Origin of the sequence: Caenimonas aquaedulcis (genome assembly GCF_015831345.1) — a bacterium.
Classification (GTDB): Bacteria; Pseudomonadota; Gammaproteobacteria; order Burkholderiales; family Burkholderiaceae_C; genus Ramlibacter; species Ramlibacter aquaedulcis.
In genome coordinates, this window is the sequence record NZ_JADWYS010000001.1 from 1,044,565 (window position 1) to 1,061,494 (window position 16,930).

Annotated in this window: 14 protein-coding genes; 6 read left to right on the forward strand and 8 right to left on the reverse strand. The window is 66.4% G+C overall.

From position 1 onward, the window contains the following. Positions 1-19 precede the first annotated feature (19 nt). Both I5803_RS04980 and I5803_RS04985 read right to left on the reverse strand, forming a co-directional pair. A complete protein-coding gene (locus I5803_RS04980) occupies positions 20-1,192 on the reverse strand; it encodes an ABC transporter substrate-binding protein (RefSeq protein ID WP_196985290.1) in 1,173 nt (390 codons plus the stop codon). A 93-nt stretch (positions 1,193-1,285) separates the two neighbouring features. Then, positions 1,286-2,053, reverse strand: a complete 768-nt coding sequence (locus I5803_RS04985) for a GntR family transcriptional regulator (RefSeq protein WP_435520871.1) — start codon at positions 2,051-2,053, stop codon at positions 1,286-1,288. Between the two features lie 113 nt (positions 2,054-2,166). Here I5803_RS04985 and I5803_RS04990 point away from each other — a divergent pair, with 113 nt between their 5' ends. The 6 genes from I5803_RS04990 to I5803_RS05015 all read left to right on the forward strand — a co-directional run bounded on the left by I5803_RS04990 (position 2,167) and on the right by I5803_RS05015 (position 8,333). Beyond that, positions 2,167-3,210, forward strand: coding sequence for an aromatic ring-hydroxylating dioxygenase subunit alpha (locus tag I5803_RS04990; RefSeq protein WP_196985291.1), 1,044 nt, complete (start codon positions 2,167-2,169; stop codon positions 3,208-3,210). 2 nt (positions 3,211-3,212) lie between these two features. After that, complete coding sequence (locus tag I5803_RS04995; protein WP_196985292.1) at positions 3,213-4,169, forward strand: PDR/VanB family oxidoreductase; 957 nt, start codon at positions 3,213-3,215, stop codon at positions 4,167-4,169. Between the two features lie 33 nt (positions 4,170-4,202). Then, positions 4,203-5,315: a 5-methyltetrahydropteroyltriglutamate--homocysteine S-methyltransferase gene (locus I5803_RS05000; protein WP_196985293.1), complete on the forward strand. Its 1,113-nt coding sequence runs from the start codon at positions 4,203-4,205 to the stop codon at positions 5,313-5,315. Between the two features lie 115 nt (positions 5,316-5,430). Continuing rightward, complete coding sequence (locus tag I5803_RS05005) at positions 5,431-5,634, forward strand: hypothetical protein (RefSeq protein ID WP_196985294.1); 204 nt, start codon at positions 5,431-5,433, stop codon at positions 5,632-5,634. A 76-nt stretch (positions 5,635-5,710) separates the two neighbouring features. Further along, the gene (locus tag I5803_RS05010; protein ID WP_196985295.1) at positions 5,711-6,697 is read left to right on the forward strand and encodes a Vgb family protein; all 987 of its coding nucleotides are present in this window, start codon (positions 5,711-5,713) and stop codon (positions 6,695-6,697) included. A 103-nt stretch (positions 6,698-6,800) separates the two neighbouring features. Next, positions 6,801-8,333 carry a S8 family peptidase gene (locus I5803_RS05015; RefSeq protein WP_196985296.1) on the forward strand — a complete coding sequence of 511 codons (1,533 nt, stop codon included), beginning with the start codon at positions 6,801-6,803 and terminating at the stop codon, positions 8,331-8,333. A gap of 16 nt (positions 8,334-8,349) precedes the next feature. On the opposite strand, the gene I5803_RS05020 is transcribed toward I5803_RS05015, so the two are convergent. The 6 genes from I5803_RS05020 to araD form a co-directional block, all read right to left on the reverse strand. Then, positions 8,350-9,885: a SpoVR family protein gene (locus I5803_RS05020; RefSeq protein ID WP_196985297.1), complete on the reverse strand. Its 1,536-nt coding sequence runs from the start codon at positions 9,883-9,885 to the stop codon at positions 8,350-8,352. Beyond that, entirely contained in the window at positions 9,882-11,153 is a 1,272-nt protein-coding gene (locus I5803_RS05025; protein WP_196985298.1) for a YeaH/YhbH family protein, read from the reverse strand. The genes I5803_RS05020 and I5803_RS05025 overlap by 4 nt, the downstream gene beginning before the upstream one ends. Before the next feature lie 54 nt (positions 11,154-11,207). Beyond that, a complete protein-coding gene (locus tag I5803_RS05030) occupies positions 11,208-13,130 on the reverse strand; it encodes a PrkA family serine protein kinase (RefSeq protein ID WP_196985299.1) in 1,923 nt (640 codons plus the stop codon). A 289-nt stretch (positions 13,131-13,419) separates the two neighbouring features. Next, a complete protein-coding gene (locus tag I5803_RS05035) occupies positions 13,420-14,145 on the reverse strand; it encodes a ribonuclease activity regulator RraA (protein WP_196985300.1) in 726 nt (241 codons plus the stop codon). 10 nt (positions 14,146-14,155) lie between these two features. After that, complete coding sequence (locus I5803_RS05040; protein WP_196985301.1) at positions 14,156-15,139, reverse strand: Bug family tripartite tricarboxylate transporter substrate binding protein; 984 nt, start codon at positions 15,137-15,139, stop codon at positions 14,156-14,158. 21 nt (positions 15,140-15,160) lie between these two features. After that, positions 15,161-16,903: an L-arabinonate dehydratase gene (araD, locus tag I5803_RS05045; RefSeq protein WP_196985302.1), complete on the reverse strand. Its 1,743-nt coding sequence runs from the start codon at positions 16,901-16,903 to the stop codon at positions 15,161-15,163. Positions 16,904-16,930: the final 27 nt, after the last annotated feature.

The following is a 16,930-nucleotide window of genomic DNA, read 5'->3' on the forward strand; positions in this document are numbered from 1 at the left end:
GGACGCGCTGCGCAATCCATCACTTCGTCTTGCCCGGATCCTTCACGTCCTTGATCACGTCGAACTCGACGTTGTAGAGCTGGCCGTCCTTCTTCTCGACCTTGCGCAGGTACACGTTCTGCACGATGTCGCGCGTTTGCGCATCGATGAACACGGGGCCGCGCGGGCTCTCGAAGATCTGGCCCTTCATCGCGGCGAGCAACGCATCGCCGCCGCCCTTGCCGCCGGTCTTCTTCAGCGCTTCGTAGATGACGCGCATGCCGTCATAGCCGCCGACTGCCATGAAGTTCGGACGCAGGCCCTTGTTGGCCTTGCTGAACGCCTCGACGAATTTCTTGTTCGCGGCCGAAGGGTGCGCCGCCGAATAGTGATGCGACGTGACGACGCCCAGCGCGCCATCGCCCATGTCGTTGAGCTGGTCGTCGTCGGTCACGTCGCCGGTGGCGATCAGCTTGATGCCGGCCTTGTCCATGCCGCGTTCCAGGAACTGCTTCATCACCGCCGCGCCCGCGCCGGACGGCACGAACACGAACAGCGCGTCCGGCTTCAGGTCGCGCACCTTCTGCAGGAAGGGGGCGAAGTCCGGGTTGCGCAGCGGCACGCGCAGCGACTCGGTGACCTGGCCGCCGTTGAAGGTGAGGCGGTCCTTGAAGAACTTCTCGGCGTCGATGCCGGGACCGTAGTCGCTCACGAGGCTCACGACCTTCTTGATGCCGTTCTTCGGCGCCCAGTCCGCGAGCGCGACCGACACCTGCGGCAGCGTGAAGCTGGTGCGCACGATGTAGGGCGAGGCTTCCGTGATGCTCGACGTCGCCGCGGCCATCACGACTTCCGGCGTCTTCGACTGCGTGGCGATCGGCGCGGTGGCCAGGGCCGAGGGCGTGATGCCGAAGCCGGCGAGCACGTCCACCTTGTCGTTCACCACGAGTTCCTGCGCGAGCCGGCGCGTCGTGTCCGGCAGGCTGGTGTCGTCCTTCAGGATCAGTTCGATCTTGCGTCCATTCACGGTATCGCCGTTCTGCGCCATGTACAGGCGCGCGGCCGCTTCGATCTGCCGGCCGGTCGTCGCCTGCTGCCCCGTCATGGGCAGGATCAGGCCGATCTTGAAGGGGGTGGACTGCGCAAGGGCCGGCGGGCTCGCGGCGAAGGCGGCCACGGCCAGGCCGAGGGCGGTGAAGGTACGTCGTTGCATCGTTGTCTCCGGTAGGTGGGAATTCATCTCTCGCCTGACGGCGGCGAGTATAGCGATTGTTCGTATCGAGGACAGTTGTTCTTCATGCGAACTTCATGGGGACCGCTTGCGGATCAGCCGCGCCGCGGGCATCCGCGCCAGGTCTTCCGCGCGCTGGCGCATCACCTCGCCGAGGTTGCGCCGGGCGATGCGGGAGTGCTCCCGCATCAGCGCTTCCGCGCGCGAGCCTTCGCGCCGCGTGATCGCCTCGAGCACCTGGCGATGCTGGTCCTGCGCGACGACGAGCATGTCGCGCGCGCGCGGCGCGTTGGCCTGGAGCACGACGAACGCGGAAGGCGATGCGAAGGGAAGGTTGACCACCCGCTCGATCTCGCGCTGCACCACCGCGCTGCCCGACATCTCGCTGAGGAGCTGGTGGAACTCGCGGTTGAGCGTCACGTAGGCGAGGAAGGCGTCGTCGTCCAGCGCGGGCCGGGCGAGGACGTCGTCGATGCGGGCGAGACAAGCGGACGCGCCGGCCAGGACCGCAGCAGGCGCCCCGCGCTCCGCCGCCAGCCGCGCGGCCATGCCCTCGACCGTGCCGCGCAGCTCGATCGCATCGGACGCATCGTTTTCGGAGAAAGTCCGCACCGCGAAGCCGCCGTTGCGCAGCGACTCCAGCAGGCCCTCCTGCTCGAGCCGCACGAGGGCCGCGCGGATGGGTGTGCGCGACACGCCGAGCAGGTCGACCAGCGCCAGTTCCGCGATGCGCGCGCCCCCGGGAAGTTCCCCCGCGAGGATCATCTCGCGCAGGCGCAACTGCGCCCGCACCGCTTGGGACGCACCAGCCTCGGCAGGCTCGTCGGTATACACGGAAGCGATCTTGTTAATGCCAAATACCTCTAATTTTGCAATTCACACGCAAAGCAACGGGGTGGATGTATACAGCGAGCGATTTTGCTCGCATAATTTCCGCGACGCAAGCGAAGGACGACATGTTTCCCAAGAACGCCTGGTACGTGGCCTGCACGCCCACCGAAATCGACGACAAGCCGCTCGGCCGCACCATCTGCGGCGAAAAAATCGTCTTTTATCGCGGTGCCGAAGGCAAGGTCGCCGCGCTGGAAGACTTCTGCCCGCACCGCGGTGCGGCGCTCTCGTTCGGCCAGGTTTGCGAAGGCCAGCTCGTGTGCGGCTACCACGGCCTCACCATGGGCTGCGACGGCAAGACGGTGTCCATGCCCGGCCAGCGCGTGCAGGGCTTCCCGCGCATCCGCAGCTATCCCGCGGTCGAGCGCTACGGCTTCATCTGGGTATGGCCCGGCGACGCGCAGCTCGCGGACGCGTCGACCATCCATCACCTCGAGTGGGCCGAGAGTCCCGACTGGGCGTACGGCGGCGGCATGTACCACGTGAAGTGCGACTACCGCCTCATGATCGACAACCTGATGGACCTCACCCACGAGACCTACGTGCACACCACGAGCATCGGGCAGAAGGAGATCGATGAAGCGCCGGTGACGACGAAGGCGGAGGGCGACCACGTGGTGACCCGCCGCTTCATGAACAACGTCATGCCCCCGCCTTTCTGGCGCGCCAACCTGCGCGGCAACCAGCTCGCCGACGACGTGCCGGTGGACCGCTGGCAGGTGTGCCATTTCACGCCGCCCAGCCACGTGATGATCGAAGTGGGCGTGGCGCACGCCGGCAAGGGCGGCTACGACGCCGATCCGAAGGACAAGGTCTCCAGCATCGTGGTGGACTTCCTCACGCCGGAGACGGAAACCTCGATGTGGTACTTCTGGGGCATGGCGCGCAATTTCGCGCCGAAGGACAAGGCCCTCACGGCGCAGATCCGCGACGGCCAGGCCAGGGTGTTCGCCGAGGACACGGTGGTCCTCGAGGCGCAGCAGCGCAACCTCTCGCTGCATCCCGGACGCAAGCTGCTGATGCTCAATATCGACGCCGGCGGGGTGCAGTCGCGGCGCATCCTCGACCGGCTCATCGCGCTCGAACAGCCGCAGGCACAGGCGGCCTGACCATGGAACCTCTCGAAGTGAAGGTGCTGCGCAAGCGCCGCGAAGCGGAGGGCATCGCGAGCTTCGAGCTCGAACGTGCCGACGGCGCCCCGTTGCCCTCGTTCAGCGCGGGCTCCCACATCGACGTGCAGGTGCCCGGCGGGCTCACGCGGCAGTATTCGCTGTGCAACGACTCGGGCGAACAGCACCGCTATCGCATCGCGGTGTTGCGCGACCCTGCGACGCGCGGCGGCTCGAAAGGCATGCACGACGCCGTGAACGAGGGCGACGTGATCCGCATCAGCGAGCCGCGCAACCACTTTCCCCTCGTGCACGCGCAACGCACCCTGCTGTTCGCGGGTGGCATCGGTGTCACGCCTCTCCTGTGCATGGCGCAGCGTCTCGCGGCGATCGATGCGGACTTCACCCTGCACTACAGCGCGCGCTCGAAGGAACGCACGGCATTCCTCGAAGAGATCGCCGCCTCCGCATTCGCGGACAAGGTCCGCTTCCATTTCGACGACGCGGGCCCGCAGCAGATCCTCAATGTGCCGCAGGACCTGGGCCCGCCCGACCCGGGCACCCATGCCTACATCTGCGGCCCCGCCGGCTTCATCAACCATGTGCTGCAGGTGGCGCAAGGCATGGGCTGGCCCGCGTCGCAGCTCCACCTCGAATACTTCACCGCGGCACCGCAGGACCACGCCGCCGACGGCGCCTTCCAGGTCAAGATCGCGAGCACCGGAAAGACCTACGACGTCGCGAAGGACCAGACCGTGGTCCAGGCCCTGCAGGCCCGGGGCGTGGACATCCTCACCTCCTGCGAGCAGGGCGTGTGCGGCACCTGCATCACGCGCGTGCTCGAAGGCGAGCCCGACCATCGCGACCTGTATTTCACCGACGAGGAGAAGGCCGCGAACGACCAGTTCACGCCCTGCTGCTCGCGCGCGCGAAGCAGGCTGCTGGTGCTGGACCTCTGACGCGCCACCCGCATTCAACCCAAGGAGACACCCATGACGCAATTGCCTGCACGCTACGACCACGTCGGCAGCTTCCTGCGACCGAAATACCTGCTGGAGGCGCGGGAGCGCAAGGCCAGGGGCGAGATCACGCCGGCGCAGCTGCGCGAGGTCGAGGACAAGGCGATCGCGGAGATCGTGAAGTTCCAGGAGGACGTGGGCCTCAAAAGCATCACCGACGGCGAGTTCCGCCGCACTTACTTCCACATCGATTTCCTGGAGCAGCTGGGCGGCGTGAAGACGGACATCCCGGTCACGATCCGCAAGCCCGACGGCACAGAGGAACTCGCGCCGCCGGTCATGCGCGTCATCGACAAGGTGCGCCACGCGAAGGACATCCAGCTCGCGGACTTCCAGTACCTCAAGGGCCAGGTGAGCGCGGGCCGCACGCCCAAGGTCTGCATCCCCTCGCCGACCATGCTGCATTTCCGCGGCGGCCGCGCGGGCATCAGCAAGGAGGCGTACCCGGAACTCGATCCCGTGTTCTACGACGACGTCGCAAAGGCCTACGGGGACGAACTGCGCTCGCTCGCGGCGGCCGGCTGCACCTACGTGCAGATGGACGACACCAACATGGCCTACCTGTGCGACGAAAAGATGCGCGAAGCCGCCCGCCAGCGCGGCGACGACCCCAACGAGCTGCCGCACCGCTACGCGAAGTTCATCAACAAGGTCGTGGCGCAGAAGCCCGCCGGCATGCTGCTGGCCATGCACCTGTGCCGCGGCAACTTCAAGAGCACGCATGCGGCTGCCGGCAACTACGAGCCCGTCGCCGAGGCGCTGCTCAAGGAGATGGACCTCGATGCATACTTCCTCGAATACGACGACGACCGCTCGGGCGACTTCCGCCCGCTGCGCTACCTGCCCAAGGGCAAGACCGTCGTCCTCGGCCTCGTGACGACCAAGTTCGGCGAGATGGAGTCCAAGGACTCGCTCAAGCGCCGCATCGAGGAAGCCGCGAAGTACGCGCCCATGGAGCAGCTCGCGCTGTCGCCGCAATGCGGCTTCTCCAGCACGGTCCACGGCAACAACATCGCGGTGGAGGCGCAGCGCGCCAAGCTGCGGCTGGTGGTGGAAACCGCGCAGGAGATGTGGGGCGGCGCCTGATGTAGGCCCTCCGGCCGAGGCAGGCGCGGCCTTCGGGCCGAGGCGAAACGCGGGCGCGTGAACCAAGATGGCTCCACGGTCTTCGCGCAGTCGCGGGGCCGACAGGAGTACATCCATGACCGAGCAGCCCCACTCCCCCTACCGCCTCTGCTTCCGCTCCCTCTTCAACAGCGGCCGCGGCTACGCCTTCCCCTGCGACCCCATGGGCCGCGTCGACCTGGACGCGCTGAGCGAGCGGGCGCGCAACAACTACTTCTTCGCCAAGGCGATGGTGGGCCGCGAGATGGCCGTGCCCTCGGTGGAACCGACGGTCCACTGAAGCGGGCGCAAACGCCCCCCGCGTCGCGCCGGAACGCGCGACAATCTGCGCCTCCCCCGCACCCCAGGAGGTCGAGATGCAGGCAATCACCAGGCGCGGCGTCCTCGCCGCCGGCACCGCGATGCTGCTGTCGCGCACCCTGCCCGCCCTGGCGCAAACCCCGGCCCGCATGCAATCCTGGGCACTGGGCACACCGCGCCGCACCGGCATCCACGATGTCGCGCCCGCGCCCGACGGCGGCGTCTGGTTCACCGCGCAGGCCAGCGGGCACCTCGGCTGGTTCGACCCCAAGTCGGGCAAGACGGAACTCGTGGCGCTGGGCGGCGGCTCGGCCCCGCACGGCGTCATCCAGGGCCCCGACCACGCCGCCTGGATCACCGACGGCGGCCAGAACGCCATCGTCCGGGTCGGCTGGCCGGACCGTCAGGTCCGGGTCATGCGCCTGCCGGCCGGCACGCCGAATGCCAACCTCAATACCTGCGCCTTCGACGGTGACGGCGACCTCTGGTACACCGGCCAGAACGGCTGGTACGGCAAGGTGTCGGTCAAGACCGGCCAGGTGAGCGCGACGCAAGCGCCGCGCGGCCACGGCGCGTACGGCATCTGCGCCACGCCGGCGGGCGACGTCTGGTTCTGCTCGCTCGCCAGCTCCTACATCGCGCGCATCGACCGGCGCACCGGCGAGGCCCACGTCGTGGATCCGCCCACCCGCAACCAGGGCGCGCGGCGGGTGTGGAGCGACGGCAAGGGGCGCATCTGGGTGAGCGAGTGGAACAGCGGGCAGCTTTCCATGCACGACTCGCAATCGGGCGCGTGGCGCCAGTGGAAAGCGCCGGGCGCGAGTCCCCGCATCTACGCCGTCTATGTGGACGAACACGACACGCCGTGGGTGAGCGACTGGGGCAGCAACGCCATCCTGAGCTTCGATCTGCGCACCGAAAAGTTCGAGCGCCACGCCCTCCCGCGCGACGGCGCCAATGTCCGGCAGATCCTGGGACGCCCGGGCGAGATCTGGCTGCCGGAGAGCGGGACGGAGCACATCACGGTGATCCGCACGGCTTGAGGGTGACGTATTCCCGGTTGGGGCGCAATTGTGATGGAGTTGTGATTGCGCGGGCGGGGAATCTGTAGTCTCATCGGCGGGCCTGTATTGATGAGCCCGTCCCATGCCCGTTGTTTCCAGCATCCGTCACCGATTCATGCGCCTGGCCTTCGCGGCCCTCGCGTTGCTTGGCGCTTTCGGCGCCTCCGCGCAGGGCGCCGACCCCGCGGCCCGCCATCCCTTCCGCTCGCAGCCCATTCCCGGCCAGTACATCGTGGTGTTCAAGGACGGCGTGAGAGACGTCGCCGGTGAGACCGACAAGGCGGTGCGCCGGGCCGGCGGACGCCGCCACCACACGTACTCCAAGGCCATCAAGGGCTTCTCCGCGTCGATGTCCGATGCCGCCGTGCAGGACCTGCGCTACAACCCCAACGTGGCCTACATCGAGCAGGACCAGGCGATTTCGCTGGCGGCCGTGGAAACGCCCGCCACCTGGGGCCTGGACCGCATCGACCAGGCGGACCGTCCGCTGGACACGATCTACCACTACACGCGCACCGGCGCCGGCGTCTACGCCTTCATCATCGACACCGGCATCCGCTCCACGCATTCCGAGTTTTCCGGCCGGATGCTCGCCGGCTTCGATGCCGTGCAGGACGGCAACGGCACCAACGACTGCGACGGGCACGGCACGCACGTGTCCGGCACGGTAGGCGGCACCACCTGGGGCGTCGCGAAAGCCGTCACCCTGATCCCCGTGCGCGTGCTGGATTGCAGCGGCTCCGGCACCTGGAGCGGCGTGATCGCGGGCATCGACTGGGTCGCCAACAGCCCCCTGCGCCCGGCCGTCGCCAACATGTCGCTGGGCGGCGGCTTCTCGGCCTCCGTCAATGCGGCCGTCGCCAACGCCGTCGCCAAGGGCGTGGTCATGGTGGTGGCCGCGGGCAACGAAAACACCAATGCCTGCAAGAGCTCGCCCGCGAGCGAACCGACGGCCATCACGGTCGGCGCGACCACGAGCACCGACGCCCGCGCGTCCTATTCCAATTACGGCACCTGCGTGGACATCTTCGCGCCGGGCTCCGGCATCACCTCGTCGTGGAACACCAGCGATTCGGCGACCAACACGATCAGCGGCACTTCGATGGCCACGCCCCACGTCACCGGCGCCGCCGCCCTCGCACTGGAGGCCAGTCCCGACTCGACGCCCGCTGCCGTGACGCTCTACCTGACCTCCCAGGCCACGCCCAACCGTCTCGCCTCGCTCAACTCCGGCTCGCCCAACCTGCTGCTGTACTCGCTGGCGGACGGGACCCCGACCGAACCGCCGGTGCCCGGGATCGCCGTGAAGTCCCTGGCCGGCAAGACAGCCAAGTCGCGCACCACCTGGGTCGGCCAGGTGACCGTGGTGATCCGCAACGTCGGATCGACGACGCTCGTTCCCAATGCCGTCGTGACGGGCAGCTTCGCACCCGGAGGCACCAGCTCATGCACCACCAACAACAAAGGCCAGTGCGTGATCTCGAGTCCGGCGATTCCGACCGTCATGCCGACGAGCGTCTTCACGGTGACGGACGTGACGGCGACGGGCAAGGCCTACGACAGCGGCGAGAACAGCGCCTCTCAGCTCACGCTGTCGATCGGTTCGCGCCGCTGAGTCGCGGCGCGGGCCTTCAGTGATGCGCCTGCGGGGGCGTCACTTCCCAGTGCTGCAGCACGCGGTCGTGGGCGTCGACGCTCTCCAGCCGCACACGGAAACCCCAGAGACGGGCGACGTGCTTCACCACCTCCTCGGCGCCGTTGTCCAGCGGGCGGTCGTTGTGGCGCGTGTGGCGCAGGGTCAATGAGCGGTCGCCGCGCAGGTTGACGTTCCACACCTGGATGTTGGGTTCGCGCCAGTTGAGGTCATGCTGGCGCGACAGCGCCTCGCGCACGCGGCGATAGCCGGCGTCGTCGTGGATGGCGGAGACTTCCAGTTCCTTCTCGGTCGCGTCGTCCACGATGGAGAAGAGCCGGAACTCCCGCATGACGCGCGGCGACAGGTACTGGCCGATGAAGCTTTCGTCCTTGAAGTGGCGCATCGCATAGTCGAGCGTCTTCTTCCAGTCTGAGCCGGCGATCTCCGGGAACCACGCCCGGTCCTCGTCCGTCGGGTTCTCGCACATGCGGCGCAGGTCCACGAACATGTTGAAGCCCAGCGCATAGGGATTGATGCCGCTGTAGCCCGGGTGCGTGACGGGCGGCTGGAACACCACGTTGGTGTGCGAGCTCAGGATCTCCATCATGTAGCCTTCGGTCAGCAGGCCCTGGTCGTACATGTCGTTGAGCAGGGTGTAGTGCCAGAACGTCGCCCAGCCCTCGTTCATCACCTGCGTCTGGCGCTGCGGATAGAAATACTGCGCCACCTTGCGCACGATGCGCACGATCTCGCGCTGCCACGGCTCGAGCAGCGGCGCGTTCTTCTCGATGAAGTACAGGATGTTCTCCTGCGGCTCGTCCGGGAAGCGGCGCTGCTCCTTGCGCGATTGCTTGCCGGCGGACTTGGGCAGCGTGCGCCACATGTCGTTGACCTGCTGCTGCAGGTAGGCCTCGCGGTCCTTGCGGCGCATCTCCTCTTCGACCATGGAAATCTTCTGCGGCCGGCGGTAGCGGTCCACGCCATGGTGCATCAGGGCATGGCATGCGTCCAGCACTTCCTCGACCGCGTCGATGCCATGGCGCTCCTCGCACTCGCCGATGTAGGACTTCGCGTAGACCAGGTAGTCCACGATGGAGCTCGCGTCCGTCCACATCCGGAACAGGTAGTTGCCCTTGAAGAAGCTGTTGTGGCCGAAGCACGCATGCGCCATCACGAGCGCCTGCATCGGCATCGTGTTCTCCTCCATGAGGTAGGCGATGCACGGATCGGAATTGATCACGATCTCGTAGGCGAGCCCCATGTGGCCGCGGCGGTAGTTCTTCTCGCTCGCGATGAACTGCTTGCCGAAGGACCAGTGGCGATAGTTCACCGGCATGCCCACCGACGCATAGGCATCGAGCATCTGCTCCGCGGAGATCAGCTCCAACTGCGTCGGGTAGGTGTCCAGCCCGAACTTGTGCGCCGTCTTCCGGATCGCGTCGAAGTATTCCTCGATCAGCTCGAAGGTCCAGTCCGAGGGGCTGGGCAGCCGCTTCGATTTCACGTCGTTGTTGTCCAGGATCGCACTCATGATGCCGCCGTCGCTTTCTTGAACAGGTCGCGGAACACCGGGAAAATCTGCGCGGGCGTCACGATCTTCTGCATCGCGAAGTGCGCATTGGCGTCCCGCACACGGGTGTATTCCTCCCAGAGATTCTGGTCCTCGTCCGCCACCTGCACGTAGGCGAAGTAGCGGCAGAGCGGCAGCAGCTTGCTGTCCAGCAGCTCCCGGCACTTCGAGGAATCCTGCTGCCAGTTGTCGCCGTCGGAGGCCTGCGCGCCGTAGATGTTCCAGTCCGAGCCCATGTAGCGCTCGCGGATGATGTCGTGCATCAGCGTGAGCGCGCTCGACACCACGGTGCCGCCGCTTTCGGTCGCATGGAAGAACTCGTCCTCCGTCACCTCCGCCGCCTGCGTGTGGTGGCGGATGAAGATCACGTCCGTGCGTTCGTAATGCCGCGAAAGAAAGAGGTAGAGCAGGATGAAGAAGCGCTTGGCGAGGTCCTTGCGCGCCTCGTCCATCGAGCCGGAGACGTCCATCAGGCAGAACATCACGGCCTTGCTCGTCGGCACGGGTTCGCGGACGCGGTTGCGGTAGCGCAGGTCGAACGGGTCCAGGAATGGCACGCGCTTGAGCCGCGCCTTGAGCTCCTCGATCTCCGCTTCCAGCGCGGCGATCACGTTGCCCGAGGCATCGGCCTGCCGCAGCTGTTCGAGCTTGGCCAGCGCATCGCGCAACTCCAGCCGCGCGTCCCCGCCCATCGCGATCCGCCGGCCCAGCGCGATGCGCATGGAACGCACCACGTGCAGGCTCGTGGGGTTGCCTTCGGAGATGAAACCGGCGCGGCGGGACTTCCATTCGGGCGCGTCGGCGATCAACTGCGTGCGGATCAGGTGCGGCAGCGCGAGGTCGTCGAAGAAGTAGTTCATGAACTCTTCGCGCGTGATGCGAAAGACGAAGTCGTCCTCGCCCTGGCCGTCCTGCGACGCCCCGTTACCGTTGCCCTGCCCGCCCCCGCCCTCGGGACGCGCGATGCGGTCCCCGCGGACGTATTCCTTGTTGCCCGGATGCACCATTTCGCGGCTGCCGCCCGCACCATGGTTGAACGAAGGCTCCGAAACGTCGCGCTTGGGCAGCGTGATGTCGGTGCCGCCCTCGATGTCCGTGATGCTGCGGTCGCCCACGGCCTTGCGCACGGCGTCCTTGATCTGCTCCTTGTAGCGCCTGAGGAAGCGCTCGCGGTTGCCGATCGACTTGTTCTTGCCCGACAACCGGCGGTCGATGACCTGGTGGAGCATGGACCTGTCTCCGGGCGGTCTGGATGTCACTGGATGGCTTCCTGCATCCGTTCCTTATGAACTCTTGCGCACGCGCAGGTACCACTCGCAGAGCAGGCGGACCTGCCGGTGCGTATAGCCCTTTTCGACCATGCGGTTCACGAAGTCTTCGTGCTTCTTCTGCTCGTCGGCGCTCGCCTTGGCGTTGAAGCTGATGACCGGCAGCAGGTCCTCGGTGTTGGAGAACATCTTCTTCTCGATCACGGTGCGCAGCTTCTCGTAGCTGGTCCACACCGGATTCTTGCCGGCGTTGCTCGCGCGCGCGCGCAGGACGAAGTTCACGATCTCGTTGCGGAAATCCTTCGGGTTGGACAGCCCGGCGGGCTTCTCGATCTTCTCCAGTTCCGCATTCAGCGCCGCGCGGTCGAAGATTTCGCCCGTGTCGGTGTCACGGAACTCCTGATCCTGGATCCAGAAGTCCGCATACGTCACGTAGCGGTCGAAGATGTTCTGGCCGTACTCCGAATACGACTCGAGGTAGGCCGTCTGGATTTCCTTGCCGATGAATTCCGCATAGCGGGCCGACAGGTGTTCCTTGATGTACGCCAGGTACTTCTGCTCGGTCTCCTGCGGGAACTGCTCGCGCTCGATCTGCTGTTCCAGCACGTACATCAGGTGCACCGGGTTCGCGGCGATCTCGGTGGAATCGAAATTGAACACTTTCGACAGGATCTTGAACGCGAAGCGCGTGGAAATCCCGGTCATGCCTTCATCGACACCCGCGTAGTCGCGGTATTCCTGGTAGCTCTTGGCCTTGGGGTCGGTGTCCTTCAGGTTCTCGCCGTCGTAGATCTGCATCTTGGAGAAGATGCTGGAATTCTCCGGCTCCTTCAGGCGCGTGAGCACCGAGAACTGCGCCATCATCTTGAGCGTGCCCGGTGCGCACACCGCGTCCTTGAGCGACGAATTGCGCACGAGCTTGTCGTAGATCTTGATCTCTTCGGTCACGCGCAGGCAGTACGGCACCTTGACGATGTAGATCCGGTCCAGGAAAGCTTCGTTGTTCTTGTTGTTCTTAAATGCTTTCCACTCGCTTTCGTTGCTGTGGGCCATCACGATGCCGTCGAACGGGATCGCGCCGAAGCCTTCGGTGCCCTTGAAGTTTCCTTCCTGCGTCGCCGTGAGCAGCGGGTGCAGCACCTTGATCGGCGCCTTGAACATTTCCACGAATTCCAGCAGGCCCTGGTTGGCCAGGCACAGGCCGCCCGAGTAGCTGTAGGCGTCCGGGTCATCCTGCGCGAAGGTCTCGAGCTTGCGGATGTCGATCTTGCCCACCAGCGCGGAGATGTCCTGGTTGTTCTCGTCGCCCGGCTCCGTCTTGGCGATGCCGCACTGCTTGAGGATGGAGGGGTAGCGCTTGACCACGCGGAACTTGCGGATGTCGCCGCCGAATTCTTCCAGGCGCTTCACGGCCCACGGCGACATGACGCGCTGCAGGTAGCGCGGCGCGATGCCGTACTGCTGCTCGAGCACCGGCGCGTCCTCGACGTTGTTGAAAAGGCCCAGCGGCGATTCGTTCACCGGCGATCCCTTGATCGCGTAGAAGGGCACCTGCTCCATCAGCGCCTTCAGGCGCTCCGCGATGGAGGACTTTCCGCCGCCCACCGGGCCCAGCAGGTAGAGAATCTGCTTCTTTTCCTCCAGGCCCTGCGCCGCGTGCCGGAAGCAGGAGACCACCTGTTCGATGGGCTCTTCGAGGCCGTAGAAATCCTTGAAGGCGGGATAGATGCGCACCATCTTGTTGCCGAAGATGCGCGAGAGGCGCGGGTCGTGGCGCGTATCGACCAGCTCCGGTTCGCCGATGGCGGCCAGCATCCGCTCTGCGGCGGTGGCGTATGCCATCTTGTCGCGCTTGCACAGCTCCAGGTAATCCTCGAGCGACATCTCCTCTTCGCGCGTCTGCTCGTAACGTGCCAGGAAGTTGCGGACCACATCCATGAGAGAGCTCCTTTGACGGACCTGTTGATCGCCTCGACAACGCACTAACGCCGAGTCACTCTAACGCATGACCAATTGCACGCAGCGGACTCGCCTGTCAGTAAAAATCTGTGTTCACTGTAGGTGAACGGTAGATTAAAACAAGAGGGTCGAGTTCCTCGGGGTTTTCGCTGGGGACAGTGTGCACATTCCGCGCCACCGCGTGTTGCGATCGAGCAAAAACCACGCCCGCTGCGTGCGGGATCGCACACAGGACGGCAGAGCTGCGCAAAAATGCGCAGGGGCAGGCCTAGATGCCGCGGTCTTTACGCCACGCGGCGAAGGCTTCGCGCGTTTGCGCGTTCGGCGGGTAGGTCCCGGGCAAGGCCGCGCCGCCCTCGATCCGCTCGAGGATGAAAGCTTCCATCTTTTCCTGCTCGGACGCGTCGCGCGCGACTTCCTCCGCCAGGTGCCGCGGGATGACGACGACGCCCTCGTCGTCCCCCACCATGATGTCGCCCGGATACACCGCGACCCCGCCGCAGCCGATCGGCACGTCCAGGTCGATCGCGTGGTGGTGGATCAGGTTCAGCGGCGCGCTGCCGCCCGCGCAGTAAACCGGGAAGTCCATCGCGGAGATCGCACCGCTGTCGCGCACCGGGCCGTCGGACACGAGGCCCGCCGCGCCGCGGACCTTCAGTCGCGTGGTCAGGATCTGGCCGCCCGAGGCGACGCGGGTTTCGCCGCGGCAATCGATCACGAGCACATGGCCCGGCGGCACGCTCTCGATGCCCTTGCGCTGGGGATGGTTCGGGTCGTCGAAAGCGCTGATCTGGTCCACGTCCTCGCGGGCCGGGATGTTGCGCATCGTGAACGCGGGGCCGACGAGGTTGCCACCCGAGGGCTCGGTCAGGCGGGCGATGCCCTGGATGTACACATTGCGGAAACCGCGCTTGAACAGCTGCGTGCACAAGGTCGCGACGCTCACGCCGCGCAGCAGGTCACGGGTGGCTTCCTTGAATTCGATATCGGCCATGAGGGTCCCTTCAGTTCGCGGTGGCGCCGGATTTCTTCACCAGCTCGGCCCAACGGGGGATCTCGCGCGCCATGTGCGCGGCCAGATCCTCGGGCGAACTCGCGACGATTTCCATGCCCAGGTTCGCCTGCAGCTTTTCCCTGACATCGGGCATGGCGAGGATCCTGCGGATCTCGGCGTTGAGCTTCTGCACGATCGCCTTCGGCGTCCCGTGGGGCGCATACACGGCCTGCCAGGACGCCATCTCGAACTTCGGCACGCCCGACTCCATCATCGTGGGGATCTGCGGCGCCAGCGCCATGCGCTTTGCCGTCGTCACGGCGATCACCTTCAGCTTGCCTGCCTGCACCAGGGGCACGGCAGCCGTCATCTGGTCGAACATGAAAGGCACGGTGCCGGAGGACACATCGATCATCGCGGGCGGCGTGCCCTTGTAGGGGATGTGCGTGAGCGGCACGCCGATCAGCTCGCCGAACAATTCGCCGGCCAGGTGCGTGGACGTGCCCGCGCCGGAAGACGCGAAGCTGCGCTTCTTCGGTTCTTTCTTCAGGAGCGCGACGAGTTCCTGCACGGTGTTCACCCCCAGGTTCGGGTCGACCAGCAGTACGTTGGGCAGCATGGCGACGAGCGACACCGGCTCGAAATCCTTCACCGGGTCGTATGGAAGGTTCTTGTACAGGCTCGCATTGATCGCGTGCGTGCTGATGGTGCCGCCGAAGAGCGTGTAGCCGTCCGGCTTCGCCTTGGCCACGTAGGCGGCGCCCACCGCACCCGCCGCGCCGGGCTTGTTGTCCACGACGAAAGGCTGGCCGAGCGACGCCTGCAGCTTCTCGCACAGCGTGCGGCCGATCACGTCGGTCGAGCCGCCGGGCGTGAAAGGCACGACGTAGCTGACGGGCTTCGCCGGCCAGGGCGCGTCCTGCGCGAGGCCCCAGGGGGCGGCGGCGGCGAGTCCGGCCGAGGCCAGGCCCTTGAGGGCGGAACGTCTTTGCATGTCTCTCTCCAGGTGTGGGAATCAGTGGATCTCGGGCTCGCCGCTGCTCGCGGTTTTGCTTTCCGGCTCGAGAAAGTCGAAGTCGCAGCCGGTATCGGCCTGCCCGACGTGCTTGAGATACAGCACGCCGTAGCCGCGCGAGAATTTTTCGGGCGGCGCCTGCCACGCGATGCGCCGGCGCGCGAGTTCCGCGTCGTCGACCTGCATGTCGATGCGGCGCGCATCCACGTCGAGCGTGACGAGATCGCCGTCGCGCACCAGCGCGAGCGGCCCACCCACGTGCGACTCCGGCGTGACGTGCAGCACGCACGCGCCGTAGCTCGTGCCGCTCATGCGCGCATCGCTGATGCGCACCATGTCGCGCACCCCTTCCTTCAGCAGCTTCTGCGGGATCGGCAGCTGGCCCCACTCCGGCATGCCGGGCGCGCCCTGGGGGCCGGCGCTCTGCAGGACGATCACGCTGTCGGCGGTCACCGCCAGGTCCGGTGAATCGATGCGTGCAGCCATGTCCGCGTAATCCTTGAACACCACGGCCGGGCCGGTGTGCTTGCGCAGCCGCTGCTCCATCGCCGCGGGCTTGATCACGGCGCCCTGCGGCGCGAGGTTGCCCGTCAGCACCGCGAGGCCGCCGCTTTGCAGCAGCGCGTTCTCGCGGGTGCGGATCACGTCGTCGTCGAACACCTGCGCGCCCTCGATGTTCTCCCCGAGCGTGCGGCCGCTCACCGTTGTCTGTCCCAGGTCGAGCAAACCCGGCAGGCGCGTGAGCAAGGCACGCAGGCCGCCCGCGTAGAAGAAGTCTTCCATCAGGTACTTGCCGCTCGGCCGAAGGTTCGCGAGCACCGGGGTCTCGCGAGCCAGCGCATCGAAGCGTGCAAGGTCCAGCGCGATCCCCGCACGCCGCGCCATCGCGATCAGGTGCACGATGGCATTCGTGGAGCCGCCCAGGGCCAGCACCGCGGTGACGGCGTTGTCGAAAGACTTCGCCGTGAGGATGTCGGAAGGCTTCAGGTCCTCCCAGACCATGTCCACGATGCGCCTGCCCGTCAGCGACGCCATCTGCGCGTGACGCGAGTCCGGTGCGGGGATCGACGCTGCGCCCGGCAGCGTGAGCCCCAGCACCTCCGCCGCGCTCGTCATCGTGCTGGCCGTGCCCATGGTCATGCAATGGCCGGGCGAGCGCGCGATGCCGTCCTCCACGTCCCGCCAGTCCTGCTCGCCGATGTTTCCTGCCCGCAGTTCCGCCCAGTACTTCCAGGTGTCCGACCCCGAGCCCAGGAAGCCGCCCTTATAGTCGCCGCGGAGCATCGGCCCGGCCGGCATGAAGATGGTCGGCAGGTCCATCGACACCGCGCCCATGATGAGCGCGGGCGTGGTCTTGTCGCAGCCGCCCATGAGCACGCAGCCGTCGGCGGGGTACGAGCGCAGCAGCTCCTCGGTCTCCATCGCGAGCAGGTTGCGAAAGAGCATCGTCGTGGGCTTCTGGAACGGCTCCGCGAGCGACATCGCGGGCATCTCCACCGGGAAGCCTCCTGCCTGCCAGATGCCGCGCTTGACCTCCTCCACGCGCTGCTTGAAGTGCGTGTGGCAGGAGTTGATGTCGCTCCAGGTGTTGATGATGGCGATGACGGGCTTGCCGGCGTAGTCGTCGCGATGGAAGCCCATCTGCGCGGTACGCGAGCGATGGCCGAAGGCGCGCAGGTCCTTGACGCCGTACCAGCGGTGGCTGCGCAACTCTTCGGGGGTCTTCTTGCGGGGTGGCGTCACGGCAGTCCTGCGGATGGCGAAAGGAAC